Genomic DNA, 20,227 nt, shown 5'->3' with positions numbered 1-20,227 from the left:
AGCACAACGGGAAAGGTGCATAAAAAAACTCCCCGGATGGGGAGTTTCAGAAAGGGGTGTTGGCGATAATATCTGGCGATTACTCGTCGTGATCTTCCCACGAACGAACGCGTGCCACCGCTTTTTGCCAGCCTTTATAGCGGACATTACGTTCCGTCGTTTCAATGCTTGGGCGGAATTCACGTTCGATGGTCGCTTTGCTGCGCACTTCTTCCAGGTCGTTCCAGAAGCCGACGGCCAGACCTGCCAGGAAAGCAGAACCCAGCGCGGTGACTTCCAGCACTTCAGGGCGCTCAACGCGGGTGCCAAGAATGTCTGACTGGAATTGCATCAGGAAGTTGTTGGCCACCGCACCGCCGTCCACACGCAGTGCCTGCAGACGAGCGCCCGAGTCGGCCTGCATGGCATCCAGTACGTCGCGGGTCTGGTAAGCGATAGATTCCAGCGTCGCGCGGATGATGTGGTTGCTGTTCGCACCACGGCTCAGACCGAAGATTGCGCCGCGGGCATACGGATCCCAGTAAGGGGCGCCGAGGCCGGTAAAGGCAGGCACTACGTAAACGCCGTTCGTGTCTTTCACTTTCATGGCGAAATATTCGGAGTCAGTTGCGTCGCTGATCAGCTTCAGTTCATCACGCAGCCACTGAATGGACGCACCGCCGACAAATACGGCCCCTTCCAGTGCGTAGTTCACTTCGCCGCGCGGGCCGCAGGCGATGGTGGTCAGCAGGCCATTTTTAGAGGCGACCGCTTCAGTACCGGTATTCATCAGCAGGAAGCAGCCAGTGCCGTAGGTGTTTTTCGCCATACCAGGTTGTACACACAGCTGACCATAGAGTGCCGCCTGCTGGTCACCTGCGATGCCAGCGATAGGAATACGCGTACCGCCTTTACCACCAATGTTGGTCTGGCCGTAAATCTCAGAAGAAGAGCGAACTTCCGGCAGCATTTCACGTGGAATATCCAGCACTTCCAGCATGCGCTCATCCCATTGCAGATCATGGATGTTGAACAGCATGGTACGCGAAGCGTTGGTGTAATCCGTCACGTGAACACGTCCCTGCGTCATTTTCCAGACCAACCAGGTGTCGACGGTGCCGAACAGCAGTTCGCCGCGTTTAGCGCGTTCGCGAGAGCCTTCAACGTTGTCGAGGATCCACTTCAGTTTGGTGCCGGAGAAGTAAGGGTCGATAACCAGGCCGGTGTTATGGCGAATGTATTCTTCCAGACCGTCTTTTTTCAGTTTTTCGCAGATGTCAGCAGTTCGGCGACATTGCCAGACAATCGCGTTATAGATTGGCTTGCCAGTTTCTTTTTCCCACACGATGGTGGTTTCGCGCTGGTTGGTGATACCGATACCGGCAATCTGATCGGAGTTAATGTCGGCTTTCGCCAGCACTTCCACCAGCACCGAGCTTTGCGAAGACCAGATTTCCATCGGGTCGTGCTCAACCCAGCCTGACTTAGGGTAGATCTGGGTGAATTCGCGTTGTGACACGCTGACGATATTGGCATCGTGATCCAGCACTACCGCGCGTGAACTGGTTGTACCCTGGTCGAGTGCAACAATGTATTTTTTTTCGTGAGTCGTATCTGCTGACATAATATTCATCCTGCGAATGAGTAAGCTGTGGAACAGTTTAGCCGATCAGGCCTTACGCTGTTTGGATGGCTGAGGTGCTTTTTCTTCTGCCGGCTCATTAATCTGATTTGGCAAATGGCGGCCGATCAGCGCTTTATACGCGATGGCACCCAGAGAAGCACCGAGCAGCGGGCCAAAAATCGGCACCAGGAAATAAGGAATATCGCGCGCGCCGGTGAAGGCAACCTTGCCCCAGCCAGCGAAGTAGGCGAAGACTTTCGGACCAAAGTCACGTGCCGGGTTCAGGGCGAATCCGGTCAGTGGCCCCATGGAGGCACCGATAACCGCGATCAGGATACCGATCAGCAATGGCGCCAGCGGACCACGTGGAATGCCGTTGCCGTCATCGGTCAGGCCGAGGATCAGCGCCATCAGAATGGCCGTAATCACCGTTTCTACCAGAAACGCCTGCAATACGCTGATGTGCGGGTTTGGATAGGTAGAGAAAATACCGGCCAGATCCAGACTTTCGACGCTGCCGCGCACCATGTTGTGGCTTTGCTCAAAATCGAAGAACAGGTTGTAGTAAAGGCCGTAGACCAGTGCGGCGGCGCAGAAAGCTCCCGCGACCTGCGCAATGATGTAAGGCAGAACTTTGCGTCCTTCAAAGTTTGCAAACAAACAAAGTGCGACGGTCACGGCCGGATTCAGGTGTGCGCCGGAGATGGCGGCAGTCAGGTAGATGGCCATTGCCACACCCAGACCCCAGATAATACTGATTTCCCACTGGCCAAAGGTTGCCCCGGCAAGTTTCATTGCTGCGACACAGCCCGCACCAAAGAAAATGATAAGCCCGGTACCCAGAAACTCAGCGATGCACTGACCTTTTAATGTGGAACTCATGGTTTGGCTCATAGTTTGATCCTGCTAAGGATGATGTTAATGGTTAGTTATAATTTTTCTGTTATGTCGTTTGTGAACGTAATCGGATTTGGGCGTTCATCATTAAATGAGAACGTAATGTGAATTTATCGTTAACGAGCATAAACGAGAAATAGCGAAATCAAATTTTGTGTGTCGCGTCATAAAAATGAGCGATTTCGCGTATTGCTGGAACTTGATGCAGCGCAAAAAGTCCATGATTTAACATTTTCAGCCGCCATTTGTGACAAACGAACATCAACATGCCTTCCCGCGCAGCGGCTAAGGTTATTCGGCATTAAACAGTATTTCTGGTGTGTGACGCTGCTTTTTAAGCATTTCCTGATACCCGGCGCTGTTAAATTGCAACAGACTGCGTGGATAAAGGGGTTGCGGGTAGACAGAACAAAGCTGGCTACATACAATCACCCGTTAAGACACACGCTGGTTTTGCGCAATTCTCTGATGAATTCGTTATAAAAATCGACGGAGTGCAGGAATTTTTGAGCCGTGTCCGGACGATGCGGCAGAACATAAGATGTGCGCCTTGCGAACATAAGGGGACCGAAAAATGTCATTTGAAGTATTTGAGAAATTAGAAGCTAAAGTTCAGCAAGCGATTGATACCATTACTCTGTTGCAGATGGAAATCGAAGAACTGAAAGAGCAGAACAACACCCTGTCTCAGGAAGTTCAGCAGGCCAGCGGCAACCATGAGTCTCTGGTGCGTGAAAATGCGCAGCTGAAAGAAGAACAACACGTATGGCAGGATCGTCTGCGTGCATTGTTAGGAAAAATGGAAGAAGTTTAATTACTTCATATTCCAAATAAAAAAGGACGCCAAGGCGTCCTTTTTTGTTGTGCTCAGAAGGAAATCACTCAATATCGAGCGGGTCTTCGGACAGCACGATACCGGTATTATCGGCATAAAGATGGTCGCCGGAGAAGAAGGTGACGCCGCCGAAATTGACACGAATGTCGCTTTCGCCAATCCCTTCACTGCCTGCGCCAGCCGGGATAGCCGCCATCGCCTGGATACCCAGATCCAGCTCTTCGAGATCATCAACCTGACGGACAGCACCGTAAATCACGATGCCTTCCCATTCGTTTTGCAATGCAAGGCGTGCCAGTCCGGCATCCAGCAGTGCGCGACGAACAGAACCGCCACCATCGATCACTAATACACGGCCACGGCCATTTTCTTCCAGCAGGTCATAAAGCAAGCCATTATCTTCGAAGCATTTCACGGTGGTGATTTGCCCGCCAAATGAAGTACGGCCGCCAAAGTTGGAGAACAAGGGTTCAACGACATTCACTTCTTCATGGTAGATGTCGCAAAGTTCGGAAGTATCGTATTTCATAGGATTTCATCTGGTTGCTGCATGAGTGTTCAGTATATCCCTTTCCGGCGGATGTTGGCAAAATCATCAATTGTTAAATGTGAAAAGTGACCTGATAAACGCACATCAGGCCAACTTTACTCAATTGAGCAACAGACCCACTGCAAACAAGACGTTAGTCAGCAACGCGGTTTTTACCATATGTTCCAGCAACGGGCGGACTTCAGTGGATGTTGTCGATTTCATCACCCGCATCAGATGTTTTGCCAGCATTGGGAGCGCCAGGATAAACAGCCAGCCGGTCCAGTGAGGCAGGTGCAGGGCGGAGAAAATCACCAGACACAGCACGGCGGCGGTCAGAATGATGGCGTGATAGCGGCGTGCGTTAACCGGCCCGAGGCGAACCGCCAGGGTATTCTTGCCGTTGGCGCTGTCGGTTTCGATATCGCGCAAATTATTGATATTGAGTACCGCGGTGGACAGCAAACCTGTCGCTGTCGCCGGAAGCATTACGATCCAGTCGAAATAGCCTGCCTGTAAATAAAACGTCCCTGCGACACTGATCCAGCCGAAGAAGATCAGCACGGAAATATCGCCAAGCCCCATGTAGCCATAAGGCCGTGTGCCGACGGTATAGGTAATGGCGGCGCCAATCGACAGCAAGCCGAGGATCAGAAACCCGACCACGTCACTGGGCTTATGACAGGCCACGGCAATAAGCGCAGTACCGCAGATAATGGTCAGCGCGATGGTCAGGATAATCGCGCGCTTCATCTGCCCGGCGGTAATCAGGCCCTTTTGCATGCCGCGTAAGGGCCCGACGCGTTCCGGCGTGTCACTGCCTTTCTCTGCATCGCCATAGTCATTCGCCAGATTTGACAAAATTTGCAAACAGCCCGCAGTCAGCAGCGCCAGTAGCGCAATGAGCGGATGGAAAACGCCTTGCAGGCTGGCAATGGCAGAACCCATAACGATAGAAGCAAACGCCAGTGGCAAGGTTTTCGGGCGCAGGCTTTCGAGCCAGGCGCGGGCGGGTGTTGTCGGAGTGAAAGGCGTGATTGTGCTCATAGGTGATTTCTCAGGTGAAGAATCAGTCCGAAATCTAAAAAAATCAGGGAGGCAAACGCCTCCCTGAAGATCACTTTCGGAACGTATGAGCAAATTATAAGATAAAACGGCTCAGATCTTCATCAGCTACCAGCTGGTCAAGGTGGCTTCTAACATAATCTGCATCAATGTTTATGGAGATACCGTTGCTTTCGCTGGCATCGTAAGAGATATCTTCCATCAGACGCTCCAGAACGGTATGCAGACGACGCGCACCTATGTTCTCGGTGGTTTCGTTCACCTGCCATGCGGCTTCCGCAATACGGCGGATACCGTCAGCGGTGAAATCAATGGTTACGCCTTCGGTCGCCATCAATGCTTTGTACTGATGAGTCAGCGAAGCACTTGGCTCGGTCAGTATGCGTTCGAAGTCTTCAGTCGACAGCGCCTGCAGTTCCACACGAATAGGCAGACGACCCTGCAACTCAGGGATCAGGTCTGACGGGCTGGCCGTCTGGAATGCGCCGGAAGCGATAAACAGAATGTGATCGGTTTTCACCATGCCGTGCTTGGTAGACACCGTACAGCCTTCCACCAGAGGCAGCAGGTCACGCTGAACACCTTCGCGGGAGACGTCCGGGCCTGAACTCTGGCCGCCACGTTTACAGATTTTGTCGATCTCATCGATAAACACGATGCCGTGTTGCTCAACGGCCTCGATCGCCTGTTCTTTCAGATCTTCCGGGTTCACCAGTTTCGCGGCTTCTTCTTCGATCAGCAGCTTCAGCGCTTCTTTGATTTTCAGTTTGCGCGGTTTCTGTTTCTGAGCACCCATGCTCTGGAACATCGACTGCAACTGATTGGTCATTTCTTCCATACCCGGAGGGGACATGATTTCCACGCCCATCGGGCCGGATGCCAGGCTGATTTCAATCTCTTTGTCGTCGAGCTGGCCTTCACGCAGTTTTTTGCGGAAGTTCTGGCGTGCAGCAGAAGGTTCCTGCGCTTCGTCAGGTTGTCCCCAGTTGTTTTTCGCTGGCGGGATCAACACATCCAGAATACGTTCTTCGGCCAGTTCTTCAGCACGATAACGGTTTTTCTCAATAGATTGCAGGCGCACCATTTTTACGGCGGAATCGGTCAGGTCGCGGATAATGGAATCCACTTCTTTACCGACGTAACCGACTTCCGTGAATTTAGTCGCTTCTACTTTGATGAACGGCGCGTTAGCCAGCTTCGCCAGACGGCGGGCAATTTCGGTTTTACCGACACCGGTCGGACCGATCATCAGAATATTTTTCGGGGTGACTTCGTGGCGCAGCGCTTCATCAAGCTGCATCCGGCGCCAGCGGTTACGCAAAGCAATAGCCACGGCGCGTTTCGCTTTATCCTGGCCAATGATGTAACTGTCTAACTCGCTGACGATCTCGCGCGGGGTCATCTCAGACATAATTTTCGATCCTTACGCTTTAGAAGACAATTCTTCGATAGTGTGGAATTGGTTGGTGTAGATGCAGATGTCACCGGCGATGCTCAGCGATTTCTCGACGATGTCACGCGCTTCAAGCTCGGAGTTTTCCAGCAATGCGCGTGCAGCGGCCTGGGCATACGGGCCACCGGAACCAATGGCAATCAGATCGTTTTCAGGCTGGATAACGTCACCGTTACCGCTGATGATAAGCGAGGCATTTTCATCGGCCACGGCCAGAAGGGCTTCCAGACGGCGTAACATACGGTCGGTACGCCAGTCTTTTGCCAGTTCAACGGCGGCTTTCACCAGATGACCCTGGTGCATTTCCAGTTTGCGTTCGAACAGCTCAAACAGCGTGAAGGCATCAGCCGTGCCGCCAGCAAAGCCCGCGATCACTTTGTCGTTATACAGGCGACGTACTTTTTTGACGTTGCCCTTCATGACGGTATTTCCCAATGTGGCCTGGCCATCACCACCGATAACGACCTTGCCGTTGCGGCGTACACTTACAATTGTTGTCACGAGCGGTTCCTCGTTGCAGACGGAAAAGATCCCCGCAGGTTTGCGGGACACTGAACGTGTCTCACAAACTTACGGGGCATATTGAAAGTATAGATTGGGGAAGGATTACGGGTTTTCAACCCCCGGTTGCGACGGGAATGCAACCGGAGATGCCAGCGCCTTTGAGGCGCGATAGTGTGCTGTCAGCACCAGAACGGCTGTTGTACGGGCCGATGACGACGCGACTCCAGCCACCGCCGGTAGTGATCCGGCCTTCAAAACCTTCGAATGCCAGTTTGGCGCGCTGGGATTCCGCCTGCTCAGATCCTTTGAACGAACCGCACTGAACCACAAAGCGCTGGGTTTTTTCCTGTGCTTTCGGTTTTTCCGGCTCAGCCTGGGTAATGGTGGCTGGCTGTTGCGGTTTCGGTGCTTCTTTCACCGGCTCTTTCACTTGCGGCTTCGGTTTTGGCTGAACGGGTTGCGTTTGCACCTGGGCCTGAGGCGCACGTACCGGCTGCGTTTGCGGCGTATACGTTGGCTGTGGCTGAACCTGGCGCGGCTGAGTTACCGGTTGCTGCTGCGCGTACGTCGGCTGCTGTTGCTGAACCTGACGCTGAGTATGCGCCGGTGCCTGCGTGGCCTGATTCGGGTCGTTATACGGCACTTCAGACAACTGTGTTGGTGTCTGGCGCATATCGGCCTGCATCTGTTCGAGAAGCTGGCGCTGTTCAGGCGTCAGTTGTGTTTTGGATTCGACCTGTCCGCCCGCCGTCGGTTCTGTCGGCGTGGTGACGCCCATCTGGCGGTTTTCCAGTTCTTTAATGTAGCGCCAGCGTTCTTCTGGCTTAGGTGGCAATCCATTACCCGGACGGACAGCGTGCGTCGGCAACACTGTCGCTTCTTCATGTTTATTGTGCGCAATAAAATAGAGGCCACCGACAAACACCACCAGTACCGCAACGGCTAACACCACCATGGTTTTGGAGATCGTTGTGGAACTGCGTTTTTTACTCCGGCTGGTACTTTTCCGCCGCGCTCCTGAGCGCCCACGGCTTACATAGTCTCTTTGTGCCACTATCGTTTCGCTGTGTCGTGATGAATGAAGAAGTGCGTCATGTTACTCAACCCTGAACATTTACTGAAATTAAAACTGTTGAACAGCATAAAATCGGACTCACGCTTTTGGGGCCGCAGTGCTTTCCCGCACCACCAGCTCGCTATCAAGCAGCAGCGAACCGTTTTGTACCGGATTTCCCTGTAACTGCTCAAGTAATAATAACATGGCCTGACGGCCAAGCTGGAATCTCGGCTGCGCAACGGTCGTCAGCGGAGGATCGGTATACTGGCTGGCCTTGATGTCATCGAAGCCGACAACCGACAAATCCTGCGGAATGCGCAGACCCATTTTTTTGGCCTGAAACATGGCACCAATCGCCATCACATCGTTGTGGCAGAAAATCGCCGTCGGCGGCACGGGCAGGGCCATCAACTCGGTGACGGCTTGCGCCCCCGATTCATAGCTGAAATCACCATGAATGGTCAGCTTGCTCTCGACGCTCAGTCCGTTGCGGCGCAGCGCCTGCACATAACCTTGTGAACGGTACTGGCACAATGGCATATGCTTTGGCCCGGCGATGCAGGCAATACGCTGATGCCCCAGCTTGAGAAGATAATGCACAGCTTCGAACGCGGCCGTCAGGTTATCAATGTGGACCGTCGGCAGTTCAAGTTCCGGCGCAAATTCATTAGCCATCACCATCGGCGGCAGATTGCGTTGTTCTTCTTTGCTGGCATCGAAAGGTAAATCAGAGCCGAGCAGCAGCATTCCGTCAATTTGCTTGGTAATGATCAGATTGATAAAGGTTTTCTCTTGCTGATTTTGCTGAGCACAATCACCGATCAACACCAGATAACCGCTTTCGGCGGCCGTGCGCTCGATCCCCTGGATCAGATCGGCGAAAAACGGATCGCAGATGTCGGGGACGATCACCAAAATAGTGCGTGATTCATTACGCTTCAGGTTGCGGGCCAGGGCATGAGGAGAATAACCGACGGCCATGACGGCCTGATCAACTTTCTGGCGAGTCGCGGCGGAGACTTTCTCCGGATTCATTAATGCACGGGATACGGTTGCTGTTGAAACGCCTGCCTGTTCAGCCACATCTTTCATTGTTGCGGCGGGTAATTCTTTCTTGTGCTCCAACGTCTCTCTCCTTGCAACAGCATCAAACTGAGACAACAACATCAACATTCCTCACCTGGCTACGCATGATGTGTAGCTCATCACATTCTAAACAGAATGTGAGTAGGATTTGTTACCTAATTTGCATTAAAAGTGTGACCCAGATGCTTTTTTCGATGCATCACGCAAAAAACCTGACTATTCACGCAAATTCGCTTTTGGAATCAGCTGTCAATCGGATCGACATCCAGTGTCCATTTCACTTTTTTGGCTTGCGGCAGACTTGAAATCAGCGGCTGAGAGCTTTTGATCAGATGCTGCAAAACGCGTCGTGAAGGATGCTGCAATAAAAGCTGCCAGCGGAAACGTCCGCTGCGTTTGGCTTGTAAGGCAGGAACCGGCCCCAGGATCCACAGCGAATCATCTTTCAGCGGACTGGATTCGAGCAGATTACGTAACTGCTGAAGGAACAGCGCAGATTGCTGATTATCGTGGTCTTCCGAGCGGATCATAATGTGGCTGGTATAAGGAGGAAGGAAGACGCTTTTGCGCTCCGCCAGGGTCTGTCTGGCGAACTCGTCGTAGCCCTGCTGCAACAGCACCTGTAATAGCGGATGTTCGGGATGGTGAGTTTGCAATACGACTTCACCCTGTTTGCCTGCACGTCCGGCGCGGCCTGAAACCTGCGTATAAAGCTGGGCAAAGCGCTCGGCAGAACGGAAATCTGCCGAGAACAGCGCGCCGTCGACATCCAGCAATGACACCAGCGTAACGTCAGGGAAGTGGTGCCCTTTTGCCAGCATTTGTGTGCCGATAAGAATACGTGCGCCGCCACGATGGACTTCATTCAGATGCTGTTCCAGCGAACCTTTCCGGCTGGTGGTATCGCGGTCAATGCGCGTGATTGGCGTATCCGGGAACAACGGCGCCAGTTCGTTTTCCAGCTGTTCTGTACCGACGCCGACCGAGACCAGTTGTGTTGAGCCGCAATGCGGACACTGATGCGGCACGGCGCGCTGACTGTCACAATGGTGGCAGCGTAACTGACGCTGATTCTGGTGCAGAGTGTAATAGTGGTCACAGCGCTGACATTCGGCTATCCAGCCACACTCATGGCAAAGCAGGGCAGGCGCATAGCCGCGGCGGTTGAGGAACAGCATGACCTGATTATCGGCTTTCAGATGTTCCTGCATTTTCTGGATCAGCGGTTGAGACAGCCCGACTTTCAGCTGCAACCCTTTTAAATCCAGCAAATTCTGACGGGCGAGTTTGGCATTTCCGGCACGTTTGGTCAGTTTGAGCTGACGATATTTCCCCAGTTCAACATTGTGCAGCGTTTCCAGCGCCGGGGTTGCCGAGCCCATAATAATCGGGATATTTTCAGCGTGAGCGCGGTACACCGCCAGATCGCGGGCGTGATAGCGCCAGCCTTCCTGCTGCTTATAAGAACTGTCGTGTTCTTCATCAATGATAATGACGCCGAGGCGCGCAAACGGTGTAAACAGCGATGAACGGGTGCCAATGACGATGCCCGCTTCGCCATTGCGCGCCCGCAGCCAGACGGCGAGGCGTTCGCTGTCGTTCAGGCCGGAGTGCAGCACATCCACCGGCGCACTGAAACGTTCGCGAAAACGTGCGATGGTTTGCGGCGTCAGGCCGATTTCCGGCACCATCACCAGCGCCTGCCGACCCTGCGCCAGAATGTTTTCCAGCACGCTCAGATACACTTCGGTTTTACCTGAGCCGGTTACACCGGCCAGCAACCAGGCGGAAAATTGCTGATCTTCACTGCGGATCGCGCCGACGGCGGTGGCCTGCTCGGTATTGAGTCGTAAACGTTCGCCGATCACCGAGAAATCCTGGCGCCAGTCGTGCGTGGCGGGCGCAATACTGCGTAAATCCGTCAGCCCTTTGGCTCGTAATGCCTGCAGGGCCGTATCGGTAAGATCAAGATCGGCAACCTGATGACGATACAACGGTTTTTGCATCAGTGCTGCCATCGCCTGCTGTTGTTTTGGCGCACGTTTGAGACTGTCGAGCGGCGTAGCGCGCCCCTCCTCGGTGGCGAACCATTGCCACAGCGGTGTAAGCTCAGCGGCTTTCCCCTGACGTAACAACACCGGCAGCGCATGGAACAGCACTTCGCCGATCGGGTAATGGTAATAGTCGGCGGCCCAAAACAGGATGCGCCACAGATCAGGGGTAAACAGGCTGGAGCTGTCGAGGACTTCCCGCACCGGTTTCAGTTTCTCCAGGCCAAATTCGCTGAAGTCGCTGACCTGAGTGACGATGCCAATGGCGTCGCGTTTTCCGAAAGGCACACTGACCCGGCAACCCTTTGAAACCTGCATATCAGGCGGCAACAGATAGTCGAAAGTACGGGCGAGCGGGACGGGTAAAGCAACGTGGGCAACAGGCATTGGGGGTCCAGACTATAAAAAAATGACGAGATAGTGTACACTGTGTCCTTCGAAATGCATGAACATGATTGCGCGGTTGTCAGAGATTCTGTATGATTCGCCGCCTTTGGTGCATTTCGTACTCAAAGCCTATCATCCACTACGCGTGGTGTCTGACAGAACAGGGTTGGATAGCGACGCGGCCTTAAGAAGAGGTTTTCCATGAAACAAGGTATTCACCCTAAATATGTAGAAGTTACTGCAACTTGCTCATGCGGTAACGTTATCAAAACTCACTCAACTGTGGGTCACGATCTGAACCTGGACGTTTGTGGCGAATGCCACCCGTTCTACACTGGTAAGCAACGTGAAGTGGCTACCGGTGGTCGCGTTGACCGCTTCAACAAGCGTTTCAGCGTTCCAAGCAGCAAATAAGCTTCGCTTGAGAGCAAAAAAAGGCGCCTTTGGCGCCTTTTTTGTTACCTGTCGTTTGACGTCCCGCCAGATAAAATGCCCGTTCCCGCACTCTCTTTCTTCGCGCAGATACTGAAAAAACGCGCGACGGGAGCCGCACGGTCTTTCAGCACATCTTTGTTTGCGATGCTGCGATCAGTATTCCCAGGTATCAGGATCCACACCCAGTTCACGCATCAGGATCTTCGCCGCTTCCGGTATTTCGTCACTGCGTTCTTTACGCAGGTCTTCGTCATTCGGCAAAGGCTGACCGGTGAAGGCGTGCAGAAAAGCCTCACACAATAATTCACTGTTGGTCGCGTGACGCAGGTTGTTTACCTGGCGACGGGTGCGTTCATCGGTGAGAATTTTGAGGACTTTCAGCGGAATGGATACCGTGATTTTCTTAACTTGTTCGCTTTTCTTACCGTGTTCAGCGTAAGGGCTGACATATTCGCCGTTCCACTCAGCCATGGGACACCTTAAATTTATCAAAAAATAAAATTCTGAAAACCGCGTGATTATGCCCGATTTTCACTGTTCTCACTAAGTAAATGTCGGAATTTAACAGGGACATTTCACGTTTTTCCCTGCGGCACTGTTCATTTTGTTACCTTGAGCTTACGTCTCCCGGCACGACAGATCTGCCTGACATCTTCATTAACGCCATAATTTTAGCGGGTATTGCGCTGTTGCTCAATCTATACGCAAAGAAGTTTAGATGTCCAGATGTATTGACGTCTATAAATCCGGACGTTACTCTTTATATCCTCATCCTTCGCAATTCGTCAGGAAGAAACGATTATGACGCACAAGCAAGCCACCATTGCCGTGGGCAGTGGCCTGAACAATGATCAGCAATATGGTTGTGTAGTTCCGCCAATCTACCTTTCCAGTACCTATAACTTTGAAGATTTCAACCAGCCAAGAGCCCATGACTATTCACGTCGCGGCAATCCGTCACGGGATGTTGTCCAGCGTGCGCTGGCTGATCTGGAAGGCGGCGCCGGTGCGGTTCTGACCAGCAGCGGTATGTCAGCCATTCATCTGGTGTGTACGGTCTTTCTGAAACCTGGCGATTTACTGGTTGCGCCGCACGACTGCTACGGCGGCAGTTACCGTTTGTTCGACAGCCTGAGCAAACGTGGCGCGTATCGCGTGCTGTTTGTGGATCAGGGTGATCCACAGGCGCTGGCCGATGCGCTGAAAGAAAAACCGAAGCTGGTGCTGATTGAAACGCCGAGCAATCCTTTGCTGCGTGTGGTGGATATTCAGGCGATTTGCGACGCGTCCCGCGCCGCCGGTGCCCTGACAGTGGTGGACAACACCTTCCTGAGTCCGGCGTTGCAAAATCCATTGCAGCTTGGTGCGGATTTAGTCGTCCATTCATGTACTAAATATCTGAACGGGCATTCTGATGTGGTCGCCGGTACGGTAATATCTAAGACCGCAGAACATGCGACAGAACTCGCCTGGTGGGCGAACAACATTGGCGTTACCGCTGCGGCCTTTGACAGCTATCTGTTATTGCGCGGTTTGCGCACGTTAACGGTTCGCGTGAAACAGCAACAGGAAAATGCACTGGCAATTGTTGCTTATTTACAAAAACAATTGCAGGTCAAAAAGCTGTATCATCCGTCGCTGCCGGAAAACCAGGGACATGAAATTGCCTGCCGCCAGCAACGTGGCTTTGGTGCCATGATCAGTTTTGAATTTAACGGAGATGAAGCTCAGTTGCGCCATTTCCTGAAAGAATTGAAGTTATTTACCCTCGCAGAATCACTGGGAGGCGTCGAAAGCCTGATTTCTCATACCGCGACCATGACACATGCTGGCATGGCGCCGGAAGCGCGCAAAGCCGCCGGGATTTCTGACAGCTTGCTCCGTATTTCTGTAGGTCTTGAAGACAGCGAAGATTTGATTGCTGATCTGGAAAATGCATTCCAGTCAGTGGCAACGAGGTAAGTATGAATGCAATAGCGGTTGCAGCGCCGGCGGGAAGTCGTCAGTTGCACAAATTTGGTGGTAGCAGTCTGGCCGACGTGAAGTGTTATCTGCGTGTCGCTGGCATTATGGCCGAGTATGCGAAGCCGGGTGACATGATGGTGGTGTCGGCGGCTGGCAGCACAACCAACCAGCTGATCAGCTGGCTGAAGCTCAGCCAGACAGACAGAATTTCTGCGCATCAGGTTCAGCAGGCTTTGCGCCGTTATCAGAGTGATTTGATAACTGGTCTGTTGCCGCCGGAAATGGCCGAACCGCTTATTGCTTCTTTTATTCATGATCTCGAACGTCTGGCTGTTTTGCTTGACGGCAAAATGACCGATGCAATTTATGCTGAAGTCGTCGGGCACGGCGAAGTCTGGTCTGCACGTCTGATGTCTGCAGTGCTGTGTAAGCTGGAATTACCGGCCGCCTGGCTGGATGCCCGTGAATTCCTGCGGGCTGAACGCGCTGCGCAACCTCAGGTTGATGAAGGCCGTTCGTATCCGCTGCTGCAACAACTTCTCGCGCAGCATCCTCAGCAATATCTGGTGGTGACCGGCTTTATCGCCCGCAGTGACGCGGGTGAAACCGTACTGCTTGGCCGTAACGGCAGTGACTATTCCGCCACCCAGATTGGCGCACTGGCTAATGCCAGCCGTGTGACCATCTGGAGTGATGTGGCCGGTGTCTACAGCGCCGACCCGCGCAAAGTGAAAGATGCCTGCCTGCTGCCGTTATTGCGTCTCGATGAAGCCAGTGAACTGGCGCGTCTGGCGGCACCGGTTCTGCACACCCGAACCCTTCAGCCGGTTTCCGGCAGCGATATTGATTTGCAACTGCGTTGCAGTTACCAGCCGGAGCAGGGCTCAACGCGTATTGAACGCGTGCTGGCTTCCGGTACCGGCGCGAAAATTGTCACCAGCCATGATGATATTTGTCTGATCGAAATGGTCATTCCTTCCGGCCACGATTTTGGTCTGGCACAAAAAGATGTTGAGCTGCTGCTTAAACGTGCGCAGATCAAACCGCTGTGTACCGGCATTCATCCTGACCGTAATCTGCTGCAACTTTGTTACACCTCTGAAGTGGCGGGCAGTGCGTTGCAGATTCTCGAAGAGGCGGCCCTTCCGGCGCGTCTGACCCTGCGTGAAGGGCTGGCGCTGGTGGCGCTGGTCGGGGCGGGCGTGTGCAAGAATCCGCTGCACAGCCACCGTTTTTATCAGGAAATGAAAGATCAGCCAGTGGAGTTTATCTGGCAGGCCGAAGACGGTATCAGTCTGGTGGCTGTACTGCGTATCGGCCCGACCGCGCACCTGATTCAGGGGCTGCACAAAACGTTGTTCCGTGCTGAAAAGCAAATCGGTCTGATGCTGTTTGGTAAAGGCAATATCGGTTCACGCTGGCTGGAACTGTTCGCCCGTGAACAAAAGAATATTTCTGCCCGCAGCGGTTTCGAGTTTGTGCTGGCCGGTGTGGTCGACAGCAAGCGCAGTCTGCTTAATTATGAAGGGCTGGATGCCAGCCGTGCGCTGGCCTTCTTTGATGATGAATCGCAGGCGCATGACGAAGAATCGCTGTTCCTGTGGATGCGCGCGCATCCTTATGACGATTTAGTGGTTCTGGATGTCACCGCCAGCGCTGAACTGGCCGATCAGTATCTGGATTTCGCCAGCTACGGTTTCCATGTCATCAGTGCCAACAAACAGGCAGGCGCGTCGGACACGAATAAATACCGTCAGATCCGCGATGCATTTTCCAAAACTGACAGCCACTGGTTGTATAACGCCACTGTCGGCGCTGGTTTGCCGGTTAATCATACGGTGCGTGATTTACGCGACAGCGGCGACAGCATTCTGGCCATCAGCGGCATTTTCTCGGGAACATTGTCCTGGCTGTTCCTGCAATTTGACGGCACGCTGCCGTTCACCGAACTGGTGGATTTAGCCTGGCAGCAGGGGCTGACTGAGCCGGATCCGCGCGATGATTTATCCGGTCAGGACGTCATGCGCAAGCTGGTGATCCTGGCGCGCGAAGCGGGTTATGACATCGAACCGACCCAGGTTCGCGTGGAATCGCTGGTGCCGGAAAGTTGCGCGAACGGTTCCGTAGATCAGTTTTTTGAAGACGGTGAGGCGCTGAACCAGCAAATGCTGCAACGTCTGGAAGCCGCCCGTGAAATGGGCCTGGTGCTGCGCTACGTGGCCCGTTTCGATGCCAATGGCAAAGCCCGTGTGGGTGTTGAAGCGGTGCGTGACGACCATCCTCTGGCCGCATTACTGCCGTGCGATAACGTGTTCGCTATCGAAAGTCGCTGGTATCGTGATAATCCGCTGGTGATCCGCGGGCCGGGTGCAGGGCGTGACGTGACCGCAGGTGCGTTGCAATCTGATCTTAATCGTCTGACGCAACTTCTGTAATTCCTTACGCCTTCCTCTCCCATGAGGGGAAGGCGTAAAAAACCTCTAACTTTCCTCAGCTTCCCCTCAGCCTCATTTTCGCAACGTGAAATTCTTTCAGTTTGCGTGAAGATTAATCATCCCCTGCCATCATTTTAACGTTGACACTTTGTTCTCTTTCCGTCATTTTCTATCTATACGTTTAGACGTCCAAACGTCCATTATAACGAACCATAATCAAAACGCAGTGATCCATGAGGTAGTGTTTATGAGCTTTTTCCACGCAAACCAGCGCGAAGCGCTGAATCAGAATCTGGCTGAATTACAGGGTCAGATTAACGTTTCTTTCGAATTTTTCCCGCCTCGTACCAGCGAGATGGAAGATACGTTGTGGAGCTCTATTGATCGTCTCAGCAGCCTCAAGCCTAAGTTTGTCTCAGTGACTTACGGCGCGAACTCCGGCGAGCGTGATCGTACGCACAGCATCATCAAAGGCATTAAAGAACGTACCGGTCTGGAAGCGGCACCTCACCTGACCTGTATCGATGCCAGCCGCGATGAACTGCGTCAGATCGCACGGGATTACTGGGACAGTGGCATCCGCCACATTGTGGCTCTGCGTGGCGATTTGCCGGCTGGCGGCGGCAAGCCGGAAATGTACGCCACCGATTTGGTGCATCTGCTGAAAGAAGTGGGCGACTTTGATATTTCCGTCGCGGCCTATCCGGAAGTGCATCCTGAGGCCAAAAGCGCGCAGTCAGATCTGATTAACCTGAAACGTAAAATCGATGCCGGTGCGAACCGCGCCATCACGCAGTTCTTCTTTGATGTGGAAAGTTACCTGCGTTTCCGCGACCGCTGCGCCGGTCAGGGGATTGACGTGGAAATCGTGCCTGGCATCCTGCCGGTGTCTAACTTCAAACAGCTGACCCGCTTTGCGACGATGACCAATGTGCGTGTACCGCACTGGATGAACAGTCAGTTTGAAGGGCTGGATGACGACGCCGAAACCCGCAAAATGGTCGGTGCCAATATCGCGATGGACATGGTGAAAATCCTCAGCCGCGAAGGCGTGAAGGACTTCCATTTCTACACCCTGAACCGTGCAGAAATGAGTTACGCGATTTGCCACACGCTGGGTGTGCGTCCAGACATCGCCGTGCCGGTTCGCGCTTAATCTTTTTGCCCGACACTGAATACAAAAAACCCGCGAATTCGCGGGTTTTTCTTGGGCTGATGTCAGCGAAAACTAGCCGGTATTACGCATACCCGCTGCCACACCGGCAATCGTCACCATCAGCGCCTGTTCGACGTTGGCATCCTGCTTGCCGTCTTTTTCCAGCTCGCGGGAACGGTGCAGCAATTCAGCCTGCAAGACGTTCAGCGGGTCAGTGTAGACGTTTCGCAGTGCGATGGATTCTGCAATCCACGGCAAATCTTCCATCAGATGATCGTCGTTAGAAATCGCCAGAATGACTTTGATGTCGCTTGCCAGCTGATCGCGCAACTGCTGACCGAGCGGCCACAATTCTTTCCCAACCAGACGATGATCGTAGTATTCCGCCAGCCACAGGTCAGCTTTCGCAAACACCATCTCCAGCATACCGATTCGCGTGGAGAAGAACGGCCAGTCGCGGCACATGGTTTCCAGCTCGTCGCGTTTTCCGTCATCAACCACAGCCTGCAAACCGGCACCGGCACCCAGCCAGGCTGGCAGCATCAGGCGGTTTTGCGTCCAGGCGAAAATCCACGGGATGGCACGAAGGCTTTCGACGCCACCACTGGCTTTACGTTTCGCCGGGCGTGAACCCAGAGGCAGTTTGGCCAGTTCCTGTTCCGGCGTTGCGGCGCGGAAGTAAGGCACGAAGTCTTTATTTTCGCGAACGTAGCCACGGTACATTTTGCAGGACACGTCAGACAGTTGTTCCATGATATCCACCCAGGCTTGTTTCGGCTCAGGCGGTGGCAGCAGGTTGGCTTCCAGAATTGCAGAGGTGTACAGCGCCAGACTGCTGATAGTGACTTCCGGCAGACCGAACTTGAAGCGGATCATCTCGCCTTGTTCGGTAACGCGCAGGCCACCTTTCAGGCTGCCCGGAGGCTGAGACAATAACGCTGCCTGTGCCGGTGCGCCGCCACGGCCGATAGAACCGCCACGTCCGTGGAACAGTGTCAGGGCAATTCCGGCTTTCTCGCAGGTTTTGATCAGAGCATCCTGCGCACGATATTGCGCCCACGATGCGGCCATCACGCCCGCGTCTTTTGCGGAGTCGGAATAGCCAATCATCACCATCTGTTTGCCCTGAATGAAACCGCGATACCAGTCGATGCTCAGCAATTGCTTCATGACATCGTCGGCATTGTTCAGGTCGTCGAGCGTTTCGAACAGCGGCGCAACGGGCATCGGGAACGGACAACCGGCTTCTTTGAGCAGCAGGTGTACGGCCAGCACATCAGACGGCGTGCGCGCCATCGAGATGACATACGCTGCAATCGAGCCTTCCGGCGCTTCGGCAATCACCTGACAGGTATCGAGCACTTCTTTGGTGTTGGCGCTCGGTTCCCAGTGACGTGGCACCAGCGGACGTTTTGAGTTCAGTTCGCGGATCAGGAAAGCCTGTTTGTCGGATTCTGACCAGCTTTCGTAATCGCCAAGCCCCAGATAACGGGTAATTTCGGCGATAGCGTCGGTGTGGCGGGTGCTTTCCTGACGCACGTCGATACGCACCAGCGGCACGCCGAAGCAGCGCACGCGGCGCAGTGTATCCAGCAACTGGCCGTTGGCAATAATGCCCATGTTGCAGGCCTGCAATGACTGGTAGCAGGCGTAAAGCGGCGCCCACAGCTGGTCATTTTTCACCAGCAAATCGTGAGGACGTGCAACACGCTCGCCTTTCAGACGGGCTTCCAGATACACCTGAGTATTGGTCAGCTGCGAACGGAGCTGTTTCATGATTTCGCGGTAAGGTTCGATGATGTCCGCACCGCCAGCCAGTTCACGCAGTTCCGGTGTGCATTCGGTCATCGACAGTTCTGACACCAGCACCGCGATATCACGCAGGAACAGATCAGTCGCTTTCCAGCGGCTCAGCAACAGCACGTGACGGGTGATATCGGCGGTTACGTTCGGGTTACCGTCGCGGTCGCCACCCATCCAGGAGGTGAAGCGAACCGGCACGGCTTCCACTGGCATTTTGTAATCCAGTGAGGTTTCCAGCTGTTCGTTCAGTTCGCGCAGAAAAGCCGGCACGCCTTCCCACAGGCTGTTTTCGACTACCGCAAAACCCCATTTGGCTTCATCCACCGGAGAAGGGCGGTTTTTGCGGATTTCATCGGTATGCCATGATTGCGCGATTAACTGACGCAGGCGGCGCATGATTTGTTTGCGCTCGTAATCGGCCAGATCGTTATGGTCGAGCTGCTTGAGGCAGTTATTCACTTCCACCAGTTTGTGGATCAACGTACGACGGGCGATTTCTGTCGGGTGCGCGGTCAGCACCAGTTCGATAGAAAGCTGGTCAACGGCATCCCGTAACTGCTGCTCAGAGAGGTTTTTGGATTTCAGACGATCGAACAATTGCGCCAGCGCTTCAGGATTGCTGGCCGCTTCGCCGTGCGGCGAAATGCTGTGATATTGTTCAGCCACGTTGGCTAAATTCAGAAACTGGCTAAAAGCACGGGCAACAGGCAACAGCTCATCGTTTGAGAGGTTTTGCAACGTTGACAGTAACTCCTGTCGATCCGCGTCATTTCCGGCACGGGAGGATTTCGACAGCTTACGGATTTTCTCAACACGATCCAGGATATGCTCTCCCAACGTATCTTTGATCGTGTCGCCCAGCAATTTACCTAAAGTACTGACATTACTTCGCATTGCGGAATATTGTTCGTTCATATTACCTCTGACCCGTTCTCTCGTTTAATTTTTATATTCTGTAAATAACTT

The 20,227-nt window shown here is 53.5% G+C and carries 16 protein-coding genes; 5 read left to right on the top strand and 11 right to left on the bottom strand.

All coding sequences use genetic code 11. The annotated features are described in order from the left end of the window. Nucleotides 1-79: 79 nt before the first annotated feature. A complete protein-coding gene (gene glpK, locus AACU55_RS04495) occupies nt 80-1,603 on the bottom strand; it encodes a glycerol kinase GlpK (protein WP_013577587.1) in 1,524 nt (507 codons plus the stop codon). Between the two features lie 45 nt (nt 1,604-1,648). Further along, nucleotides 1,649-2,497: an MIP/aquaporin family protein gene (locus tag AACU55_RS04490; RefSeq protein WP_013577586.1), complete on the bottom strand. Its 849-nt coding sequence runs from the start codon at nt 2,495-2,497 to the stop codon at nt 1,649-1,651. Between the two features lie 577 nt (nt 2,498-3,074). On the opposite strand from AACU55_RS04490, the gene zapB reads away from it, so the two are divergent. After that, nucleotides 3,075-3,314 (top strand): septal ring assembly protein ZapB, encoded by a 240-nt coding sequence (gene zapB / locus AACU55_RS04485; protein WP_013577585.1) that lies wholly within the window; start codon nt 3,075-3,077, stop codon nt 3,312-3,314. Between the two features lie 64 nt (nt 3,315-3,378). Here zapB and rraA read toward each other — a convergent pair whose 3' ends face one another. The 7 genes from rraA to priA form a co-directional block, all read right to left on the bottom strand. Continuing rightward, nucleotides 3,379-3,864, bottom strand: a complete 486-nt coding sequence (gene rraA, locus AACU55_RS04480) for a ribonuclease E activity regulator RraA (RefSeq protein WP_013577584.1) — start codon at nt 3,862-3,864, stop codon at nt 3,379-3,381. A gap of 120 nt (nt 3,865-3,984) precedes the next feature. Next, nucleotides 3,985-4,911 (bottom strand): 1,4-dihydroxy-2-naphthoate polyprenyltransferase, encoded by a 927-nt coding sequence (locus AACU55_RS04475; protein WP_134706747.1) that lies wholly within the window; start codon nt 4,909-4,911, stop codon nt 3,985-3,987. A gap of 94 nt (nt 4,912-5,005) precedes the next feature. Continuing rightward, on the bottom strand, nt 5,006-6,340 hold the full coding sequence (gene hslU / locus AACU55_RS04470; RefSeq protein ID WP_013577582.1) for an HslU--HslV peptidase ATPase subunit: 1,335 nt from the start codon (nt 6,338-6,340) through the stop codon (nt 5,006-5,008). Nucleotides 6,341-6,352: 12 nt separating this feature from the next. Further along, nucleotides 6,353-6,883, bottom strand: coding sequence for an ATP-dependent protease subunit HslV (gene hslV / locus AACU55_RS04465; RefSeq protein ID WP_015690599.1), 531 nt, complete (start codon nt 6,881-6,883; stop codon nt 6,353-6,355). Nucleotides 6,884-6,998: 115 nt separating this feature from the next. Continuing rightward, on the bottom strand, nt 6,999-7,940 hold the full coding sequence (gene ftsN, locus AACU55_RS04460; RefSeq protein ID WP_071823634.1) for a cell division protein FtsN: 942 nt from the start codon (nt 7,938-7,940) through the stop codon (nt 6,999-7,001). Nucleotides 7,941-8,039: 99 nt separating this feature from the next. Next, nucleotides 8,040-9,068: a DNA-binding transcriptional regulator CytR gene (gene cytR, locus AACU55_RS04455; protein WP_015690598.1), complete on the bottom strand. Its 1,029-nt coding sequence runs from the start codon at nt 9,066-9,068 to the stop codon at nt 8,040-8,042. 203 nt (nt 9,069-9,271) lie between these two features. Continuing rightward, the gene (priA, locus tag AACU55_RS04450) at nt 9,272-11,467 is read right to left on the bottom strand and encodes a primosomal protein N' (RefSeq protein ID WP_015690597.1); all 2,196 of its coding nucleotides are present in this window, start codon (nt 11,465-11,467) and stop codon (nt 9,272-9,274) included. Nucleotides 11,468-11,668: 201 nt separating this feature from the next. Here priA and rpmE point away from each other — a divergent pair, with 201 nt between their 5' ends. Continuing rightward, the gene (gene rpmE / locus AACU55_RS04445) at nt 11,669-11,881 is read left to right on the top strand and encodes a 50S ribosomal protein L31 (protein ID WP_101079884.1); all 213 of its coding nucleotides are present in this window, start codon (nt 11,669-11,671) and stop codon (nt 11,879-11,881) included. Nucleotides 11,882-12,055: 174 nt separating this feature from the next. Here rpmE and metJ read toward each other — a convergent pair whose 3' ends face one another. Beyond that, nucleotides 12,056-12,373: a met regulon transcriptional regulator MetJ gene (gene metJ / locus AACU55_RS04440; protein WP_004392248.1), complete on the bottom strand. Its 318-nt coding sequence runs from the start codon at nt 12,371-12,373 to the stop codon at nt 12,056-12,058. 330 nt (nt 12,374-12,703) lie between these two features. Between metJ and metB the strand changes: the two genes are divergently transcribed. The 3 genes from metB (at nt 12,704) to metF (ending at nt 17,458) form a co-directional block, all read left to right on the top strand. After that, nucleotides 12,704-13,864: a cystathionine gamma-synthase gene (metB, locus tag AACU55_RS04435; protein ID WP_013577576.1), complete on the top strand. Its 1,161-nt coding sequence runs from the start codon at nt 12,704-12,706 to the stop codon at nt 13,862-13,864. A 2-nt stretch (nt 13,865-13,866) separates the two neighbouring features. Then, the gene (locus AACU55_RS04430; protein WP_037035316.1) at nt 13,867-16,302 is read left to right on the top strand and encodes a bifunctional aspartate kinase/homoserine dehydrogenase II; all 2,436 of its coding nucleotides are present in this window, start codon (nt 13,867-13,869) and stop codon (nt 16,300-16,302) included. Nucleotides 16,303-16,549: 247 nt separating this feature from the next. After that, complete coding sequence (gene metF, locus AACU55_RS04425; protein ID WP_013577574.1) at nt 16,550-17,458, top strand: methylenetetrahydrofolate reductase; 909 nt, start codon at nt 16,550-16,552, stop codon at nt 17,456-17,458. Nucleotides 17,459-17,530: 72 nt separating this feature from the next. On the opposite strand, the gene ppc is transcribed toward metF, so the two are convergent. Beyond that, nucleotides 17,531-20,176 carry a phosphoenolpyruvate carboxylase gene (gene ppc / locus AACU55_RS04420; protein ID WP_013577573.1) on the bottom strand — a complete coding sequence of 882 codons (2,646 nt, stop codon included), beginning with the start codon at nt 20,174-20,176 and terminating at the stop codon, nt 17,531-17,533. Nucleotides 20,177-20,227: the final 51 nt, after the last annotated feature.

Source organism: Rahnella sp. CJA17(1/100), assembly GCF_963881615.1.
GTDB lineage: Bacteria > Pseudomonadota > Gammaproteobacteria > Enterobacterales > Enterobacteriaceae > Rahnella > Rahnella aceris.
The sequence above is the reverse complement of the archived record's forward strand: the minus strand, read 5'-3'. Positions and strand labels throughout refer to the sequence as shown.

Excerpts from the sequence above, each read along its gene's own strand:
- zapB (WP_013577585.1), top strand. The coding sequence starts at position 3,075 with ATGTCATTTGAAGTATTTGAGAAATTAGAAGCTAAAGTTCAGCAAGCG.
- rpmE (WP_101079884.1), top strand. The coding sequence starts at position 11,669 with ATGAAACAAGGTATTCACCCTAAATATGTAGAAGTTACTGCAACTTGC.
- metF (WP_013577574.1), top strand. The coding sequence starts at position 16,550 with ATGAGCTTTTTCCACGCAAACCAGCGCGAAGCGCTGAATCAGAATCTG.
- rraA (WP_013577584.1), bottom strand. The coding sequence starts at position 3,864 with ATGAAATACGATACTTCCGAACTTTGCGACATCTACCATGAAGAAGTG.
- AACU55_RS04475 (WP_134706747.1), bottom strand. The coding sequence starts at position 4,911 with ATGAGCACAATCACGCCTTTCACTCCGACAACACCCGCCCGCGCCTGG.
- metB (WP_013577576.1), top strand. The coding sequence starts at position 12,704 with ATGACGCACAAGCAAGCCACCATTGCCGTGGGCAGTGGCCTGAACAAT.
- AACU55_RS04430 (WP_037035316.1), top strand. The coding sequence starts at position 13,867 with ATGAATGCAATAGCGGTTGCAGCGCCGGCGGGAAGTCGTCAGTTGCAC.
- metJ (WP_004392248.1), bottom strand. The coding sequence starts at position 12,373 with ATGGCTGAGTGGAACGGCGAATATGTCAGCCCTTACGCTGAACACGGT.
- hslU (WP_013577582.1), bottom strand. The coding sequence starts at position 6,340 with ATGTCTGAGATGACCCCGCGCGAGATCGTCAGCGAGTTAGACAGTTAC.
- ppc (WP_013577573.1), bottom strand. The coding sequence starts at position 20,176 with ATGAACGAACAATATTCCGCAATGCGAAGTAATGTCAGTACTTTAGGT.
- AACU55_RS04490 (WP_013577586.1), bottom strand. The coding sequence starts at position 2,497 with ATGAGCCAAACCATGAGTTCCACATTAAAAGGTCAGTGCATCGCTGAG.
- glpK (WP_013577587.1), bottom strand. The coding sequence starts at position 1,603 with ATGTCAGCAGATACGACTCACGAAAAAAAATACATTGTTGCACTCGAC.
- priA (WP_015690597.1), bottom strand. The coding sequence starts at position 11,467 with ATGCCTGTTGCCCACGTTGCTTTACCCGTCCCGCTCGCCCGTACTTTC.